At 56.8% G+C, this 13,095-nt stretch carries 13 protein-coding genes; 10 read left to right on the top strand and 3 right to left on the bottom strand.

The window, feature by feature from the left end:
• The first annotated feature begins 250 nt into the window (after nt 1-250).
• From ACXMYO_RS06460 to ACXMYO_RS06415, 10 genes are all read left to right on the top strand, one after another.
• Nucleotides 251-1,699: a glyceraldehyde-3-phosphate dehydrogenase gene (locus ACXMYO_RS06460; RefSeq protein ID WP_457808165.1), complete on the top strand. Its 1,449-nt coding sequence runs from the start codon at nt 251-253 to the stop codon at nt 1,697-1,699.
• A gap of 278 nt (nt 1,700-1,977) precedes the next feature.
• The gene (locus ACXMYO_RS06455; RefSeq protein WP_457808164.1) at nt 1,978-3,333 is read left to right on the top strand and encodes a Na(+)-translocating NADH-quinone reductase subunit A; all 1,356 of its coding nucleotides are present in this window, start codon (nt 1,978-1,980) and stop codon (nt 3,331-3,333) included.
• Nucleotides 3,333-4,562, top strand: coding sequence for an NADH:ubiquinone reductase (Na(+)-transporting) subunit B (locus ACXMYO_RS06450; protein WP_457808163.1), 1,230 nt, complete (start codon nt 3,333-3,335; stop codon nt 4,560-4,562). Before ACXMYO_RS06455 ends, ACXMYO_RS06450 begins: the two co-directional genes overlap by 1 nt.
• On the top strand, nt 4,559-5,347 hold the full coding sequence (locus tag ACXMYO_RS06445) for a Na(+)-translocating NADH-quinone reductase subunit C (protein ID WP_438768422.1): 789 nt from the start codon (nt 4,559-4,561) through the stop codon (nt 5,345-5,347). The genes ACXMYO_RS06450 and ACXMYO_RS06445 overlap by 4 nt, the downstream gene beginning before the upstream one ends.
• Before the next feature lie 2 nt (nt 5,348-5,349).
• Entirely contained in the window at nt 5,350-6,030 is a 681-nt protein-coding gene (locus tag ACXMYO_RS06440) for an NADH:ubiquinone reductase (Na(+)-transporting) subunit D (RefSeq protein ID WP_115853000.1), read from the top strand.
• Nucleotides 6,030-6,650 (top strand): NADH:ubiquinone reductase (Na(+)-transporting) subunit E, encoded by a 621-nt coding sequence (nqrE, locus tag ACXMYO_RS06435; RefSeq protein ID WP_115853001.1) that lies wholly within the window; start codon nt 6,030-6,032, stop codon nt 6,648-6,650. Before ACXMYO_RS06440 ends, nqrE begins: the two co-directional genes overlap by 1 nt.
• A 34-nt stretch (nt 6,651-6,684) precedes the next feature.
• A complete protein-coding gene (gene nqrF, locus ACXMYO_RS06430) occupies nt 6,685-7,917 on the top strand; it encodes an NADH:ubiquinone reductase (Na(+)-transporting) subunit F (RefSeq protein WP_438767569.1) in 1,233 nt (410 codons plus the stop codon).
• Nucleotides 7,918-8,081: 164 nt separating this feature from the next.
• A complete protein-coding gene (gene nqrM, locus ACXMYO_RS06425; RefSeq protein ID WP_438767568.1) occupies nt 8,082-8,333 on the top strand; it encodes a (Na+)-NQR maturation NqrM in 252 nt (83 codons plus the stop codon).
• A gap of 6 nt (nt 8,334-8,339) precedes the next feature.
• Nucleotides 8,340-9,731: a Si-specific NAD(P)(+) transhydrogenase gene (sthA, locus tag ACXMYO_RS06420; RefSeq protein WP_438767566.1), complete on the top strand. Its 1,392-nt coding sequence runs from the start codon at nt 8,340-8,342 to the stop codon at nt 9,729-9,731.
• Nucleotides 9,732-9,816: 85 nt separating this feature from the next.
• Entirely contained in the window at nt 9,817-10,110 is a 294-nt protein-coding gene (locus tag ACXMYO_RS06415; RefSeq protein ID WP_457808162.1) for a YrhK family protein, read from the top strand.
• On the opposite strand, the gene ACXMYO_RS06410 is transcribed toward ACXMYO_RS06415, so the two are convergent.
• From ACXMYO_RS06410 to ACXMYO_RS06400, 3 genes are all read right to left on the bottom strand, one after another.
• A complete protein-coding gene (locus ACXMYO_RS06410) occupies nt 10,111-10,971 on the bottom strand; it encodes a DNA replication terminus site-binding protein (protein WP_457808161.1) in 861 nt (286 codons plus the stop codon).
• 131 nt (nt 10,972-11,102) lie between these two features.
• A complete protein-coding gene (locus ACXMYO_RS06405; RefSeq protein WP_457808160.1) occupies nt 11,103-12,002 on the bottom strand; it encodes a carbon-nitrogen hydrolase in 900 nt (299 codons plus the stop codon).
• A gap of 16 nt (nt 12,003-12,018) precedes the next feature.
• Nucleotides 12,019-13,083, bottom strand: a complete 1,065-nt coding sequence (locus ACXMYO_RS06400) for an agmatine deiminase family protein (protein ID WP_457808159.1) — start codon at nt 13,081-13,083, stop codon at nt 12,019-12,021.
• Nucleotides 13,084-13,095 lie beyond the last annotated feature (12 nt).

The raw sequence follows: 13,095 nt of genomic DNA, 5'->3' as shown, positions 1-13,095 counted from the left end.
GTGCTTTCTGGTATCAAAGACCCGCAGCCAGCGAGCGGTATAAAGGCCATAACGCTTGTCAAGCCATGCTTTGGTGTAGTGAGACTACATGTTTGCGACTACACAACCATTGTGAGGAGGTCGCACTCTTTCGATAATGCCGCACCTTAAGATTGCAGCTGCCGAGAGAGTGCCCGACGATACCGAAACGGATATCAAATAAAACAAGGGCAGGCGCTGCAGGTTTTCGTTCACTGCAAGGAAACCTGACGTGAGTACGCAAAAAGAAGAAACGTGTCTGCAGCAGTGGCAGGCGCAGGAAGCACTGGCCGAGGAGATGATCCCGCTTCTGGGACGTCTCTATCGAACCTGCCAGGTCGTGCCGCTGATGTATGGTCGTTCCATGGTCAATCAGTCGGTTATCCAGCTGTTAAAGCATCATCGTTATGCTCGCCATGCTGAAAACGTCGAGCTGGAGGTTAGCGACTCCTTCCTTTTGATCAAGCGCCTGATCGAGCTTGAACCCGGCCCGGCCCATATCGATATCGGCAAGCTGGCCGTGGCCTACAAGCGCAGTGGCGAACGTGATGTCATGGGCTTTTTGAGAAAGGCCCTTGATCCCATTGTGGGGCAGCAGGGCAAGGGCGGTTCGCAGCCCCCCCGGGATGTCGTGCTTTATGGCTTTGGCCGCATCGGGCGATTGCTGGCCCGGCTTCTGATTGAACGCGTCGGCAGTGGGCGCATGCTGAGGCTGCGCGGGGTTGTCGTGCGTGGCGACAGCTCGGATCTGGAAAAGCGTGCCAGCCTGTTGCGGCGCGATTCCATCCATGGTCCGTTCCCTGGAACGCTGAGCCTGGATCACGACAATGATGCCATTATTGCCAACGGCAATCATATTCAGTTCATTCGCGCCGAGTCACCGGAAAGTATCGATTACACGGCTTACGGTATCGATAACGCTATCGTGGTGGACAATACCGGCAAGTGGCGTGATCGGGAAGGGCTTTCGAAGCATCTGCAGGCGAAGGGTGTTGCGCGTGTTTTGCTTACGGCACCGGGCAAGGGCGATATCAAAAATATCGTCTACGGCATCAACGAACAGGAAGCCGATGAAAACGAGCAGATCCTGTCGGCGGCGTCGTGTACCACCAATGCCATCGTGCCGGTGCTGAAATGCCTGTCGGACCGCTTCGGCATCGAGCGTGGCCATGTAGAAACGGTGCATGCCTACACCAACGATCAAAACCTGACCGACAACTATCACAAGGCCGAACGTCGCGGGCGCAGTGCACCGATGAACATGGTGTTGACCGAGACCGGTGCTGCCAGGGCAGTGGTACGGGCGCTGCCGGAGCTTGAAGGCAAGCTCACAGGTAATGCCATTCGGGTACCCATCCCCAACGTTTCCATGGCAATTTTGAATCTGACGCTTGAAAAGGCGTGCGACAGGGCATCCCTGAATGCCTACCTTCGTGAAATGTCGATCGATTCGAAGCTGCGTCGCCAGATCGATTTTGTCGATTCACCGGAAGTGGTGTCATCGGATTTTGTGGGCAACCGTCATGGCGGGATCGTCGATGGCAAGGCCACCATCGTTGACGGTAGAAATATCGTCTTGTATGTGTGGTATGACAATGAATTCGGCTACAGCGCCCAGGTCATTCGGCTGGTACAGCATATGGCGCATGCACGCCTTCCTTCCTTTCCTTCGCCAAACTGAAATCAGCCCATTTTCTCCTGGACTTTGGTCCAGGAGACCCCCGCACTCAATGTGAATCCCTTGTAACTCATGTGGTTTTTCATGTCCCGGCTCCTTATAATACGGCTGGTTTTTAAACCGTGTTAAATCATGTCCGCTCTGGCGGATCACCGAAACATCTCATCTGATTGATCATCACCCAAGGGGATCACCGGGAATAACGGTTGCTATCAATAGCTTGCGTCAAACGGTTATCAAACCCTGCATGACTGCATCAGATTCGACTACTGGGCGAGACTATGATCGAAGTCAAACGAGGCCTGGATCTCCCCATCGCGGGTTCACCTTCCCAGACCATCGAAAATGGTCAGCCGGTGAAGCATGTGGCTGTTCTTGGCCCTGATTACATTGGCATGCGGCCGACCATGGAAGTCCGCGAGGGAGACCGGGTATCGCTTGGTCAGGTACTTTTCACTGACAAGAAAACCGAAGGCGTTTGCTATGTGGCGCCTGCCGCCGGTGAGGTAGTAGCCATCAACCGTGGTGAGAAGCGCCGCCTTCTGTCGGTGGTCATTCGCATTGATGACAGCAGTGATGGCCAAACGTCCGCCCTTGAGCGTCACGACCCCGGCCATCTCGATACGCTTGAACGTCAAACGGTTGTCGATCGACTGGTGGCAACCGGTTTGTGGACCAGCTTTCGCAAGCGACCCTTTTCACGTGTGCCGTCGGTGTCCGAGCAGCCGCTCAACATTTTCGTGACGGCCATGGATACGCATCCCCTGAGTGCCGATCCGGCGCCCATCATCCAGGAGCGTCGTGAAGATTTCGTCAACGGACTCAGGATCATTCGGCATCTGACCGAAGGGCAGGTCTATCTGTGCACCGCTCCCGGTGCCGAGATTGGCGGTGGTGAACTTGACGGCGTCAAACAGGAAAGCTTTGGCGGCCCTCACCCGGCGGGGCTTGCCGGTACCCATATACACTATCTTTCACCGGTCGGCATCAGTCGTCAGGTCTGGCACCTGAACTATCAGGATGTCATGGCGATCGGCACGCTGTTCACCGAAGGTCGACTGGATACGCGCCGCGTCGTGGCGCTGGGCGGCCCGGCGGCCAAAAAGCCGCGTCTGGTGCGTACCCGGCTGGGTGCAAGCCTTGATGAGCTGCTTGCCGGTGAGGTCGAAAGCGATCAGGATGTTCGTGTTATCTCGGGATCAGTGTTTGGTGGCAGTACGGCCCGAGAGGCGACTGCCTATCTCGGACGCTACCATCTACAGGTCTCGCTGATCGAAGAGGGCCACAAGCGAGCGCTTCTTGGCTGGCTTTCTCTGGGACTTGACCGGCACTCCGCTACCGGTATCTATCTGTCGCGCCTGACACGGCCGGCCTCCTTTCGACCCAATACCAGCACGAATGGCTCCGAGCGGGCCATGGTGCCGATCGGTTCCTATGAGCAGATCATGCCGCTGGATATTCTGCCAACGCAGCTTTTGCGTTCGTTGATCGTTGGGGATATAGAAGTCGCCATGCAGCTGGGCTGTCTGGAACTTGACGAGGAGGATCTGGCACTTTGTACCTACGTCTGTCCGGGCAAGTATGAGTACGGCCCGATCCTGCGCGACAATCTGACAACGATCGAGAAAGAGGTCTGATGATGGGGATTCGTCGTTTACTGGATAATATCGAGCCCCACTTTCATGAGGGCGGGAAGTACAAGCGCTTCTATGCACTCTATGAGGCGGTCGATACCATTTTTTATGCCCCGGGGCATGTGACCGGTTCAACCTCTCACGTGCGCGACGGCATCGATCTCAAGCGCATCATGATCACGGTCTGGATGTGTACTTTTCCAGCCATGTTTTTTGGGATGTATAACGCGGGTCTTCAGGCCAACGTTGCCATCGCTGGTGATTACGGCGTGCTGACGGGCTGGCGTGAATCGATTGTCATGGCGCTGGCAGGAGGGCATGACCCGAGCAGTATCTGGGCCAACTTCGTGCTCGGAGCGACATGGTTTGTGCCCATCTATGCCGTGACCTTTATCGTGGGCGGTTTCTGGGAAGTGCTGTTTGCCATTCGCCGCGGTCATGAGGTCAATGAAGGCTTTTTCGTGACCTCGGTGCTGTTTGCCCTTATTTTGCCGGCCACCGTGCCGCTGTGGCAGGTGGCGCTGGGCATTACCTTTGGCGTGGTCATCGGCAAGGAGGTCTTTGGCGGAACCGGCAAGAACTTCCTTAATCCGGCATTGACCGGGCGTGCCTTTCTTTATTTTGCCTATCCGGCGCAGCTGTCGGGCGACTCCGTCTGGGTGCCTGCCGATGGTTATACCGGTGCAACGGCGCTTTCCACCGCCGCTCAGGGTGGGGTAGATCAGCTGGCCGCGCAGACGCCCTGGCTTAACGCCTTTTTCGGATTCATCCAGGGCAGTATCGGTGAAACTTCCACGCTGATGATTCTGCTGGGCGGTCTGATCATGGTCTGGACCCGGGTTGCCTCCTGGCGCATCATTCTGGGCGTTTTTCTCGGCATGGTTGCCACATCGACGCTGTTTAATCTGATCGGTTCCGATACCAATCCGATGTTTGCACTGCCCTGGTACTGGCATCTGGTCATCGGTGGCTTCGCCTTCGGCATGATCTTCATGGCGACTGACCCCGTATCGGCCTCGATGACCAACACCGGCAAGTTGATTTTCGGCGGATTGATCGGATTCATGACGGTACTGATCAGGGTCGCCAACCCGGCGTTTCCTGAAGGCATCATGCTGGCGATTTTGTTTGCCAATCTTTTTGCACCGCTGATCGACCACTTTATCGTTCAGGCCAATGTCAAACGTCGGCAAAAGCGTCTCATGCCGTCACGGGATAAGGAGGTTGCCTGATGGCCAGTAATGATTCGATCAAGAAAACGCTGACGGTGGCACTGTCACTGTGTGTTGTCTGCTCCGTGGTTGTTTCCACGGCGGCCGTGGCGCTCAGGCCCACACAGCAGCAGAATCAGGAGCTCGATCGCAAGACCAACATTTTGCAGGTCGCCAACCTTCTTGAGCCCGGACAAAGCGTTGATCAGCAGTTCGGCGAGATTACCCAGCGCGTGGTGGATCTGCGAAGCGGTGAGTATGCTGATGATATCGACCCTGACCGCTTCGATCAGATCGCCTCGACCCAGGACCCGGCCATGTCGCGCACGCTGGGCGGCAGTCAGGATCGGGCGGGCATCGGCGGCCGTGTTGAAAATTACGCCACGGTCTATCTGGTGGGCGATCCTGACAATCCCGACGAGATTATCCTGCCGGTACGCGGGCAGGGGCTGTGGTCGTTGATGCTGGGGTATCTGGCCCTTGAAGGCGACGGCAACACGGTCGTGGGTCTTTCCTTTTATGAGCAGGGTGAGACACCCGGGCTTGGCGGCGAAGTCGACAACCCGCGCTGGAAATCGCTCTGGCCCGGCAAGGAAGTCTATCCTGAAGGCAGCAACGACCCCGCGATTCGACTGGTCAAGGGCGGCGTTGGCAGCAACACGCCTGATGCCGAGCACAAGGTGGATGCGCTTTCCGGTGCTACCCTGACCAGTACCGGGGTGACTAACCTGCTGCAGTTCTGGATGGGCGACGAAGGCTTCGCCAACTATCTGGCGCGCTTTCGTGACACTTCACAAGGAGCTTGATCATGGCGAAAACTGATACGGCCAGAGGTCTGCTGATAACTCCGATATTTCAGAATAACCCCATTGCACTGCAGATTCTCGGGATCTGCAGTGCGCTGGCGGTCACCAACTCCATGAGCACGTCACTGGTCATGGGGCTGGCGGTTATTGCGGTTACGGCATTTTCGAACATGTTTGTTTCGTTGATCCGCAATCACATGCCGTCATCGATTCGTATCATCATTCAGATGACCATTATCGCCTCACTGGTCATCGTGGTGGATCAGCTCCTGAGAGCTTTCGCCTATGACCTCTCCAAACAGCTGTCGGTGTTTGTGGGGTTGATCATTACCAACTGTATCGTCATGGGACGTGCTGAAGCCTTCGCCATGCAAAATGGCCCCGGCCTGAGCTTTCTTGACGGTGTCGGCAATGGGCTGGGCTATACCTTCATTCTGCTGGCCGTCGGATTTTTCCGCGAGCTGCTGGGGTCAGGGTCCGTGTTCGGCATTACCATCATGCAGACCGTCAACGATGGCGGCTGGTACCTCCCCAATGGTCTGATGCTGCTGCCACCGTCGGCGTTTTTCGTGATCGGACTGCTGATCTGGGCCATCAGAAGCTTCAACCCGGAACAGGTTGAAAGCAACGAGTTCAAAATCACTACCAACACCAAGCCGCAGGCTGCCGAGGGGAGCGCGTGATGTTTGAACATTACCTTAGCCTGTTCATCAAGGCCGTATTTGTCGAGAACATGGCGCTGGCCTTCTTTCTGGGCATGTGTACCTTTCTGGCCGTATCCAAAAAGGTATCATCCGCCATTGGTCTGGGTGTCGCGGTTATCGTGGTACTGACCATCACGGTGCCGGCCAACAATCTGATCCTCAACTATCTGCTCAAGGCCGGTGCGCTGTCCTGGACAGGTGTTGAAGGTGCCGAAAACATCGATTTGTCGTTTCTGGGTCTTTTGAGCTATATCGGCGTTATCGCAGCCATTGTTCAGATTCTCGAGATGTTTCTCGACAAGTTTGTGCCCGCGCTCTACAACGCGCTCGGTGTTTATCTGCCGCTGATTACGGTGAACTGTGCCATTTTGGGGGCGGCGCTTTTCATGGTGCAGCGCGACTATGCCTTTGGCGAATCGGTCATTTACGGTCTTGGTGCAGGATTTGGCTGGGCACTGGCCATTGCAGCGCTGGCCGGTATTCGTGAAAAACTCAAGTACAGCGATGTGCCGGCCGGACTTCAGGGACTGGGTATCACCTTCCTGACGGTTGGTCTGATGTCACTGGGCTTCATGTCGTTTTCCGGCGTTCAGCTGTAAGCGGCGGATCATCGACTGAGCAAGGAAACGAGTCATGGTAGATATCTCTGTCATTATCGTTGGCGTGGTCATGTTCACGCTGATTATTCTGGGCCTTGTGGCCATTATCCTTACCGCTCGCAGCCGATTGGTCAGCAGCGGTGAGGTCACCATTGAAATCAATGGTGACCCGGAAAGCACCATCAAGACGCAGGCCGGGGGCAAGCTTTTGCAGACCCTGGCCGGTCAGGGCATTTTCCTGTCGTCTGCCTGCGGCGGCGGCGGGTCCTGCGCGCAGTGCAAGTGCCGTGTACAGGAAGGTGGCGGGTCGATCCTCGCTACTGAAGAGAGCCATTTCACCATGGGTGAAAAGAAAGAAGGCTGGCGTCTCTCCTGTCAGGTGCCGGTCAAGCAGGACATGAAGATCGAAGTGCCCGAGGACGTTTTCGGCGTCAAGAAATGGGAGTGTAGCGTTGTCGACAACGACAATGTGGCCACTTTCATCAAGGAACTGACGCTGCGTCTGCCCGAAGGTGAAAATGTGGCCTTCCGCGCCGGTGGCTACATGCAGCTTGAAGCGCCGCCGTATGAGGTCGATTTCAGCAATTTCGATATCGCTGAAGAGTATCGGGGTGACTGGGACCGGTTCGGCTTTTTCAAGCTGAAAACCAAAACGACCGAGCCGGTGATTCGCGCCTATTCCATGGCCAACTATCCGGAAGAGAAGGGCATTCTCAAGTTCAATATTCGTATTGCCACGCCGCCGCCTGACTCGGGTCACCAGCCGGGTCTCATGTCGAGCTGGGTGTTCAGTCTCAAGGCAGGCGACAAGGTCACGGTGTATGGTCCCTTCGGTGAGTTTTTCGCCAAGGATACCGATGCCGAAATGATCTTTATCGGTGGCGGTGCCGGCATGGCACCCATGCGAAGCCATATTTTCGATCAGCTCAAGCGTCTGGGTACCGAGCGAAAGATCTCTTTCTGGTATGGCGCCCGTTCGGTCCGCGAATCGTTCTATAACGAGGAATATGACCGGCTGCAGGAAGAAAATCCCAACTTCGAATGGCATCTGGCTCTGTCGGATCCGCAGCCCGAGGATAACTGGACCGGCAAGACCGGCTTTATCCATAACGTATTGTATGAAAACTATCTGAAGGACCATCCTGCCCCCGAAGACTGTGAGTACTATATGTGTGGGCCGCCGATGATGAACGCCTCGGTCGTCAAGATGCTTCTCGACATGGGGGTCGAGCCGGAAAACATTCTGCTTGATGATTTCGGCGGCTGATCCAGCGCTTCCTGCCACGGCATCGGTCTTCCCGATGCCGTTTTTGTTTAAATCCTATTGATACGATTATGTGGCCGCCATTGGTAGTTGGGTGGACCGGGCGGCTAAAATGGAATGACGGTCAATCGCGGTTGGTGATGACCGACAACGAACAGGAGCAACCCATGCTGTTATGGTTGATGGTTCTGGCAGTCATGCTGCTTATCGTGGGCGCCATGTCGGTAGGCGTTTTGTTGGGGCGCAAGCCTATCAGCGGCTCGTGCGGTGGTCTTAACAATCTGGGGCTCAAGCAGGGCTGTGACATCTGTGGTGGCAAGGATGAGATCTGTGAAGAGCAGCAGCGCAAGGAACAGCTGAGGCTGGCAGCACCCAGACCCGAGCTGGCTTTCGATGCAAGTCGTAAGCCGGGGGCCTGATACATCATGTCGACCCATCAATATGATGTTGTGGTACTGGGCGCAGGGCCAGCGGGTGAAAGTGCTGCCGTCAATGCTGCCAAGCATGACAAGCGGGTGGCCATTGTCGAACTGCAGTCATCCGTGGGCGGCAACTGTACGCACAAGGGCACCATCCCTTCAAAAACGCTGCGCCATGCGGTCAAACAGGTGGTTCAGTTCAACAACAATCCCATGTTCAGGGACCTTGGAGAGCCTCGCTGGGTCTCCTTTCCTCGCATGCTGGAGCGCTCTCGTCGTGTGATCGAGGATCAGGTGGCAATGCGGACGCGCTTTTATGCGCGAAACCGCATCGATGTCTTCTTTGGTACCGCTTCCTTTGCCGATGCCCATACCATTGAGGTGGCCGACGGGCATGGCGCCAGAGAGTCGCTGGTGGCCGAAAACATAGTTATCGCTACCGGTTCGCGCCCCTATCGGCCTTCGGATGTCAATTTCCGCCATCCACGCATTTACTGCTCCGATACTATCCTTGGGCTGTCGCATACGCCGCGTCGCATCATGATCTACGGTGCCGGCGTTATCGGCTGTGAATACGCCTCGATATTTTCCAATCTGGGTGTCAAGGTTGACCTTATCGATACCCGTGAGCGGCTACTGTCATTTCTGGACGCCGAAATCAGTGACGCGCTGTCCTATCATCTGCGCAACAGTGGCGTACAGATTCGTCACAACGAGGAATACTCCCGTGTCGAGGGAGATGAGTCCGGCGTTACGCTGCACCTCAAGTCGGGCAAGACGATGCGTGCCGATGCCTTCATGTGGGCCAATGGCCGAACGGGCAACACCGATACGCTTAAACTCGACAACGCAGGCCTTGAGTCAAACTCGCGTGGCCAGCTTCAGGTCGATAACAACTATCGTACGCAAGTCGAGCATATCCATGCCGCCGGCGACGTCATCGGCTGGCCGAGTCTTGCCAGCGCGGCCTATGATCAGGGGCGCTCGGCGTCCGGCGATGCATTAAGCAAGGCATCGCGCTTTGTCGATGACATTCCCACGGGTATCTATACCATTCCCGAAATCAGCTCACTGGGAAAGACCGAGCGGGAGCTGACGGATGCGAAAATCCCTTACGAAGTAGGGCAGGCCTTTTTCAAGGATACCGCCCGTGCCCAGATTACCGGGGACACTGTGGGCATGCTCAAGATTCTGTTTGACCCGCGAACGCTCAGGATTCACGGCATTCACTGCTTCGGCGATCAGGCCTCCGAAATTCTACATATCGGTCAGGCCATCATGAATCAGCCGGGCGAGTCGAATACGCTGGCGTATTTCGTGAACACCACCTTCAACTATCCGACCATGGCGGAAGCCTATCGCATTGCAGCACACAACGGGCTTAACCGACTGCACTAGGTTGATGAGCCTGCCATGGATGCCACGACGCCGACGCCCGAGTCGGCGTCGTTGTTTTCAACGCCACCATCATGAGGCTAGTGTCATGTCTGTTATGAGAAACCGTTCGCACCCCGGTAAAAGACATGATCTAACGCTGACTCTGGATCATCATGCGCTGGTCATTCATCGTCGCTATGAGGTGGTTGGCATCATCAACGATGTGCTGATTGGTCTCTGGTTTCTGGCGGGTAGCATCTGCTTTTTTTATTCATCGCTCATGAGTCTCGGCACCTGGCTTTTTGTCATCGGCAGCGCCCAGATGCTGATTCGCCCCCTTATCCGCCTGAGTCATCACCTTCATCTCAAAAAAATGCCGTTACCAGATGGCGATTTCTGATCAACGCCGATAGCGATGGATACGAAGGCTGGGAATAAAGGGCTCGCTTTCGATTTTTGAATCACCTCGCAACGCCCGGGTACGTTTTTCAGGCGGCTGAAGCGCGGGCTGGTTGATCTGCGGCAGTCGATTGTCCGGGGCGGGTACAAAAAGCGGCAGCGCCACATTCATGGCGCGGCGTGTGTGCCCATCTTCCAGCGGTTCACGGAAAAACAGGTTGGCCCGCATCAGGGGCGCCTGGGCTTGTACCTGCGCCAGCATTTCTCCGTCGGGAAGGGAGGCCAGCAATCGATACTGAATCTGCACGTGGGCGGCTTCATTATTGAGCCTTGCCAGTCTGGCTTCGACCTCGGCCACACTCATGCGCTTGATGGACCGGCCGCTGGAATACCAGGCGAGTCGAATGCGTGACACCGGCGCGTCTGCAATTGGCAGGCGTCGCCAGCACTGCTTGAGATGCAGGCGCGCCATGCCGCTTCCCTTGAGATGGTCGTGCAAAACGGGGTGGCGAAAGGGCAGCGTGGCCTTAAGCTCGGCGATCATGGCGGGATGCTGTTTTCGGGCCACACCCAGCTGTTGGGCGAAGGCGTCCTTGCACCGGTTGACTTCCAGTGCGTGTTCGAGCAGCACGTCATTGGCGACGACCACGCCCACATGATCGCGTGTTGCGCGCCCATCCTGCCCATCCTGATACCAGTAATCGGTCAGTGCCCGCATCAGCCAGTCAATGTCGGCGTCTCCGTCAAAACGCCACATGACCGGGGGATGCTGTCTCGCATTGGCGATCAGGGCTTGCGAGGCTTCCACCAGATCGTCGAAGGCCTTTTCCAGCTCTGCCATGAGTTGATATTGCAGCGACATGACCGGGTCCATCCCTGTTTTCTGAATATACCGTTATCTTTTATCATAAAGACGATGTGACAGTCATCACGCAATAAGTGCCGGTATCTGCCTTTTCGCTTGGGCAGATACCGGCAGTAGGGCTGGTCGGCTCAGCGGTCCAGGTATCGCTGGGTAATGTCGCCGTAGGCGTCGATACGACGGTCACGTAGATAGGGCCAGATGCGTCGTACCTGCTCGCTGCGCGTCGGCGACAGGGTCACCAAAAGCTCTTCGGTGTTCTCACCGGCCAGTGCCAGAATCTCGCCCTGTGCACCGGCAATGAAACTGCCGCCCCAGAAATCGATGCCACGCCCGACATGGCTGGGATCTTCTTCATGACCAACCCGGTTGGCGGCCAGTACCGGAATGCCGTTGGCCACGGCGTGCGAGCGCTGTATCAGGGTCCAGGCATCCTTCTGACGCTGCTTTTCATCCGCTTCATCGGCCGGGTCCCAGCCAATGGCCGTGGGATAGAGCAGCATGTCGGCACCGGCCAGCGCCATCAGGCGTGCGGCTTCGGGATACCATTGATCCCAGCAGACCAGTACCCCCAGACGGCCCACGGAGGTGTCGATGGGAGTGAAGCCTTTCTGGTGGCCGGCGTCACCGGGGGTAAAGTAGAACTTCTCGTAAAAGCCCGGATCATCGGGGATATGCATCTTGCGATAGGTGCCGACCAGGCCGCGATCGGTGTCGAGTACCACGGCGGTATTGTGATAAAGCCCCGGCGCACGACGCTCGAAAATGGAGCCCACGATCACGATATCGAGTTCTCTGGCCAGCCCGGCCAGAAACTGTGTGGTCGGGCCTTCCAGCGGCTCTGCCAGATCAAAGACGTCGGTGTCCTCGCACTGGCAGAAGTAACGTGTGGCATGCAGTTCCTGCAGCAGCACAAGCCTTGCGCCGCGCTGCGCCAGGGCGCGGATGCCTCGCTCACTCTCGGTCAGGCTTCGTGGCTTGTCGTTCCATGCCTTTTGCTGAACGACACCGACTTCAATGCTTTCCTTCATTCAATCTCTCCACGCATCAGTTTTCGATCACTTTCAGCGACCCTTTGGGCAGCTGCATGGTCAGGCAGTGCAGGCTGCCGTGCTGTCGAATCACCTGACGGCAGTCGACGGGGATGATGTCGCGCGTCGGGAAAGCTTCTGACAACGCCATGAGTGCGGTGACATCGGCCGGGTCGGCATAGGACGGCATCAAGACCGCGCCATTGATGATTAAAAAGTTGGCATAGGTTGCCGGCAGACGATGGCCATCTTCCGGATCAAGACAGGCACGCGGCCAGGGCAGGGCAATCAGCCGATAGGGCTTGCCATCGGTGCGGCGAAACGCCTTCAGTTCCTGCTCCATGGCGCTCAGGGCGTCAAAGTGCGGGTCGCCCGGGTCATCACAGCGCACGTAGGCAATGGTGTGCTCGTCGCAAAAGCGCGCCAGCGTATCGATATGGCTGTCGGTATCGTCACCTTCCAGATAGCCGTTTTCAAGCCATAGCACACGGTTGATGCCCAGATACTCTTTAAGGTGTGACTCCACGTCTGCCTGATCAAGGTGAGGATTGCGGTTGGGGTTCAAAAGGCAGCTGCGCGTGGTCAGCAGCGTCCCCTGGCCATCGGTTTCCACACCGCCACCTTCCAGCACGACCTGCTGCAGGCTCTGCAGTTCAGCCGCCAGAAGGTCCTGCTCTGCCAGCATGGCGTTGATCGCATTGTCCCGCTCGGCGGGAAACTTGCCCCCCCAGCCGGTAAAACGATAGTCCAGCAGCAGCGGGCGGCCGTTTGCCATGACGGTCAATGGGCCATGATCGCGGGCCCAGGTGTCGTCTCCGGGGGCGATGACCAGCGATAGCCGGCTATCGGGCACGCCGAGGTTGGCAAGCACTGTGGCCAGGCGTTGGCGGGTGTCATCATCCGGCAGGGTCACCAGCACGTGCTGATAGCGGGCGATCACCTCGATCAGGGTGACAAACGTGGTCTCGATGGCCTCCAGCAGTGAGGCCCAGTCGCTATCACGACCGGGCCAGCTGAGCATGACGGCCTGCTGGGGGGTCCATTCGGGTAGAAACTGACGGGGAGAGAGGCCCTGATTCATGGCAACTGTGTT

This window comes from Kushneria sp. EE4, from assembly GCF_977968315.1.
Note: the sequence above shows the minus strand (reverse complement) of the source record. Positions and strands in the feature narration are given on the sequence as shown.

Excerpts from the sequence above, each read along its gene's own strand:
- ACXMYO_RS06455 (WP_457808164.1), top strand. The coding sequence starts at position 1,978 with ATGATCGAAGTCAAACGAGGCCTGGATCTCCCCATCGCGGGTTCACCT.
- ACXMYO_RS06450 (WP_457808163.1), top strand. The coding sequence starts at position 3,333 with ATGATGGGGATTCGTCGTTTACTGGATAATATCGAGCCCCACTTTCAT.
- ACXMYO_RS06440 (WP_115853000.1), top strand. The coding sequence starts at position 5,350 with ATGGCGAAAACTGATACGGCCAGAGGTCTGCTGATAACTCCGATATTT.
- nqrE (WP_115853001.1), top strand. The coding sequence starts at position 6,030 with ATGTTTGAACATTACCTTAGCCTGTTCATCAAGGCCGTATTTGTCGAG.
- nqrF (WP_438767569.1), top strand. The coding sequence starts at position 6,685 with ATGGTAGATATCTCTGTCATTATCGTTGGCGTGGTCATGTTCACGCTG.
- nqrM (WP_438767568.1), top strand. The coding sequence starts at position 8,082 with ATGCTGTTATGGTTGATGGTTCTGGCAGTCATGCTGCTTATCGTGGGC.
- sthA (WP_438767566.1), top strand. The coding sequence starts at position 8,340 with ATGTCGACCCATCAATATGATGTTGTGGTACTGGGCGCAGGGCCAGCG.
- ACXMYO_RS06415 (WP_457808162.1), top strand. The coding sequence starts at position 9,817 with ATGTCTGTTATGAGAAACCGTTCGCACCCCGGTAAAAGACATGATCTA.
- ACXMYO_RS06410 (WP_457808161.1), bottom strand. The coding sequence starts at position 10,971 with ATGTCGCTGCAATATCAACTCATGGCAGAGCTGGAAAAGGCCTTCGAC.
- ACXMYO_RS06405 (WP_457808160.1), bottom strand. The coding sequence starts at position 12,002 with ATGAAGGAAAGCATTGAAGTCGGTGTCGTTCAGCAAAAGGCATGGAAC.
- ACXMYO_RS06400 (WP_457808159.1), bottom strand. The coding sequence starts at position 13,083 with ATGAATCAGGGCCTCTCTCCCCGTCAGTTTCTACCCGAATGGACCCCC.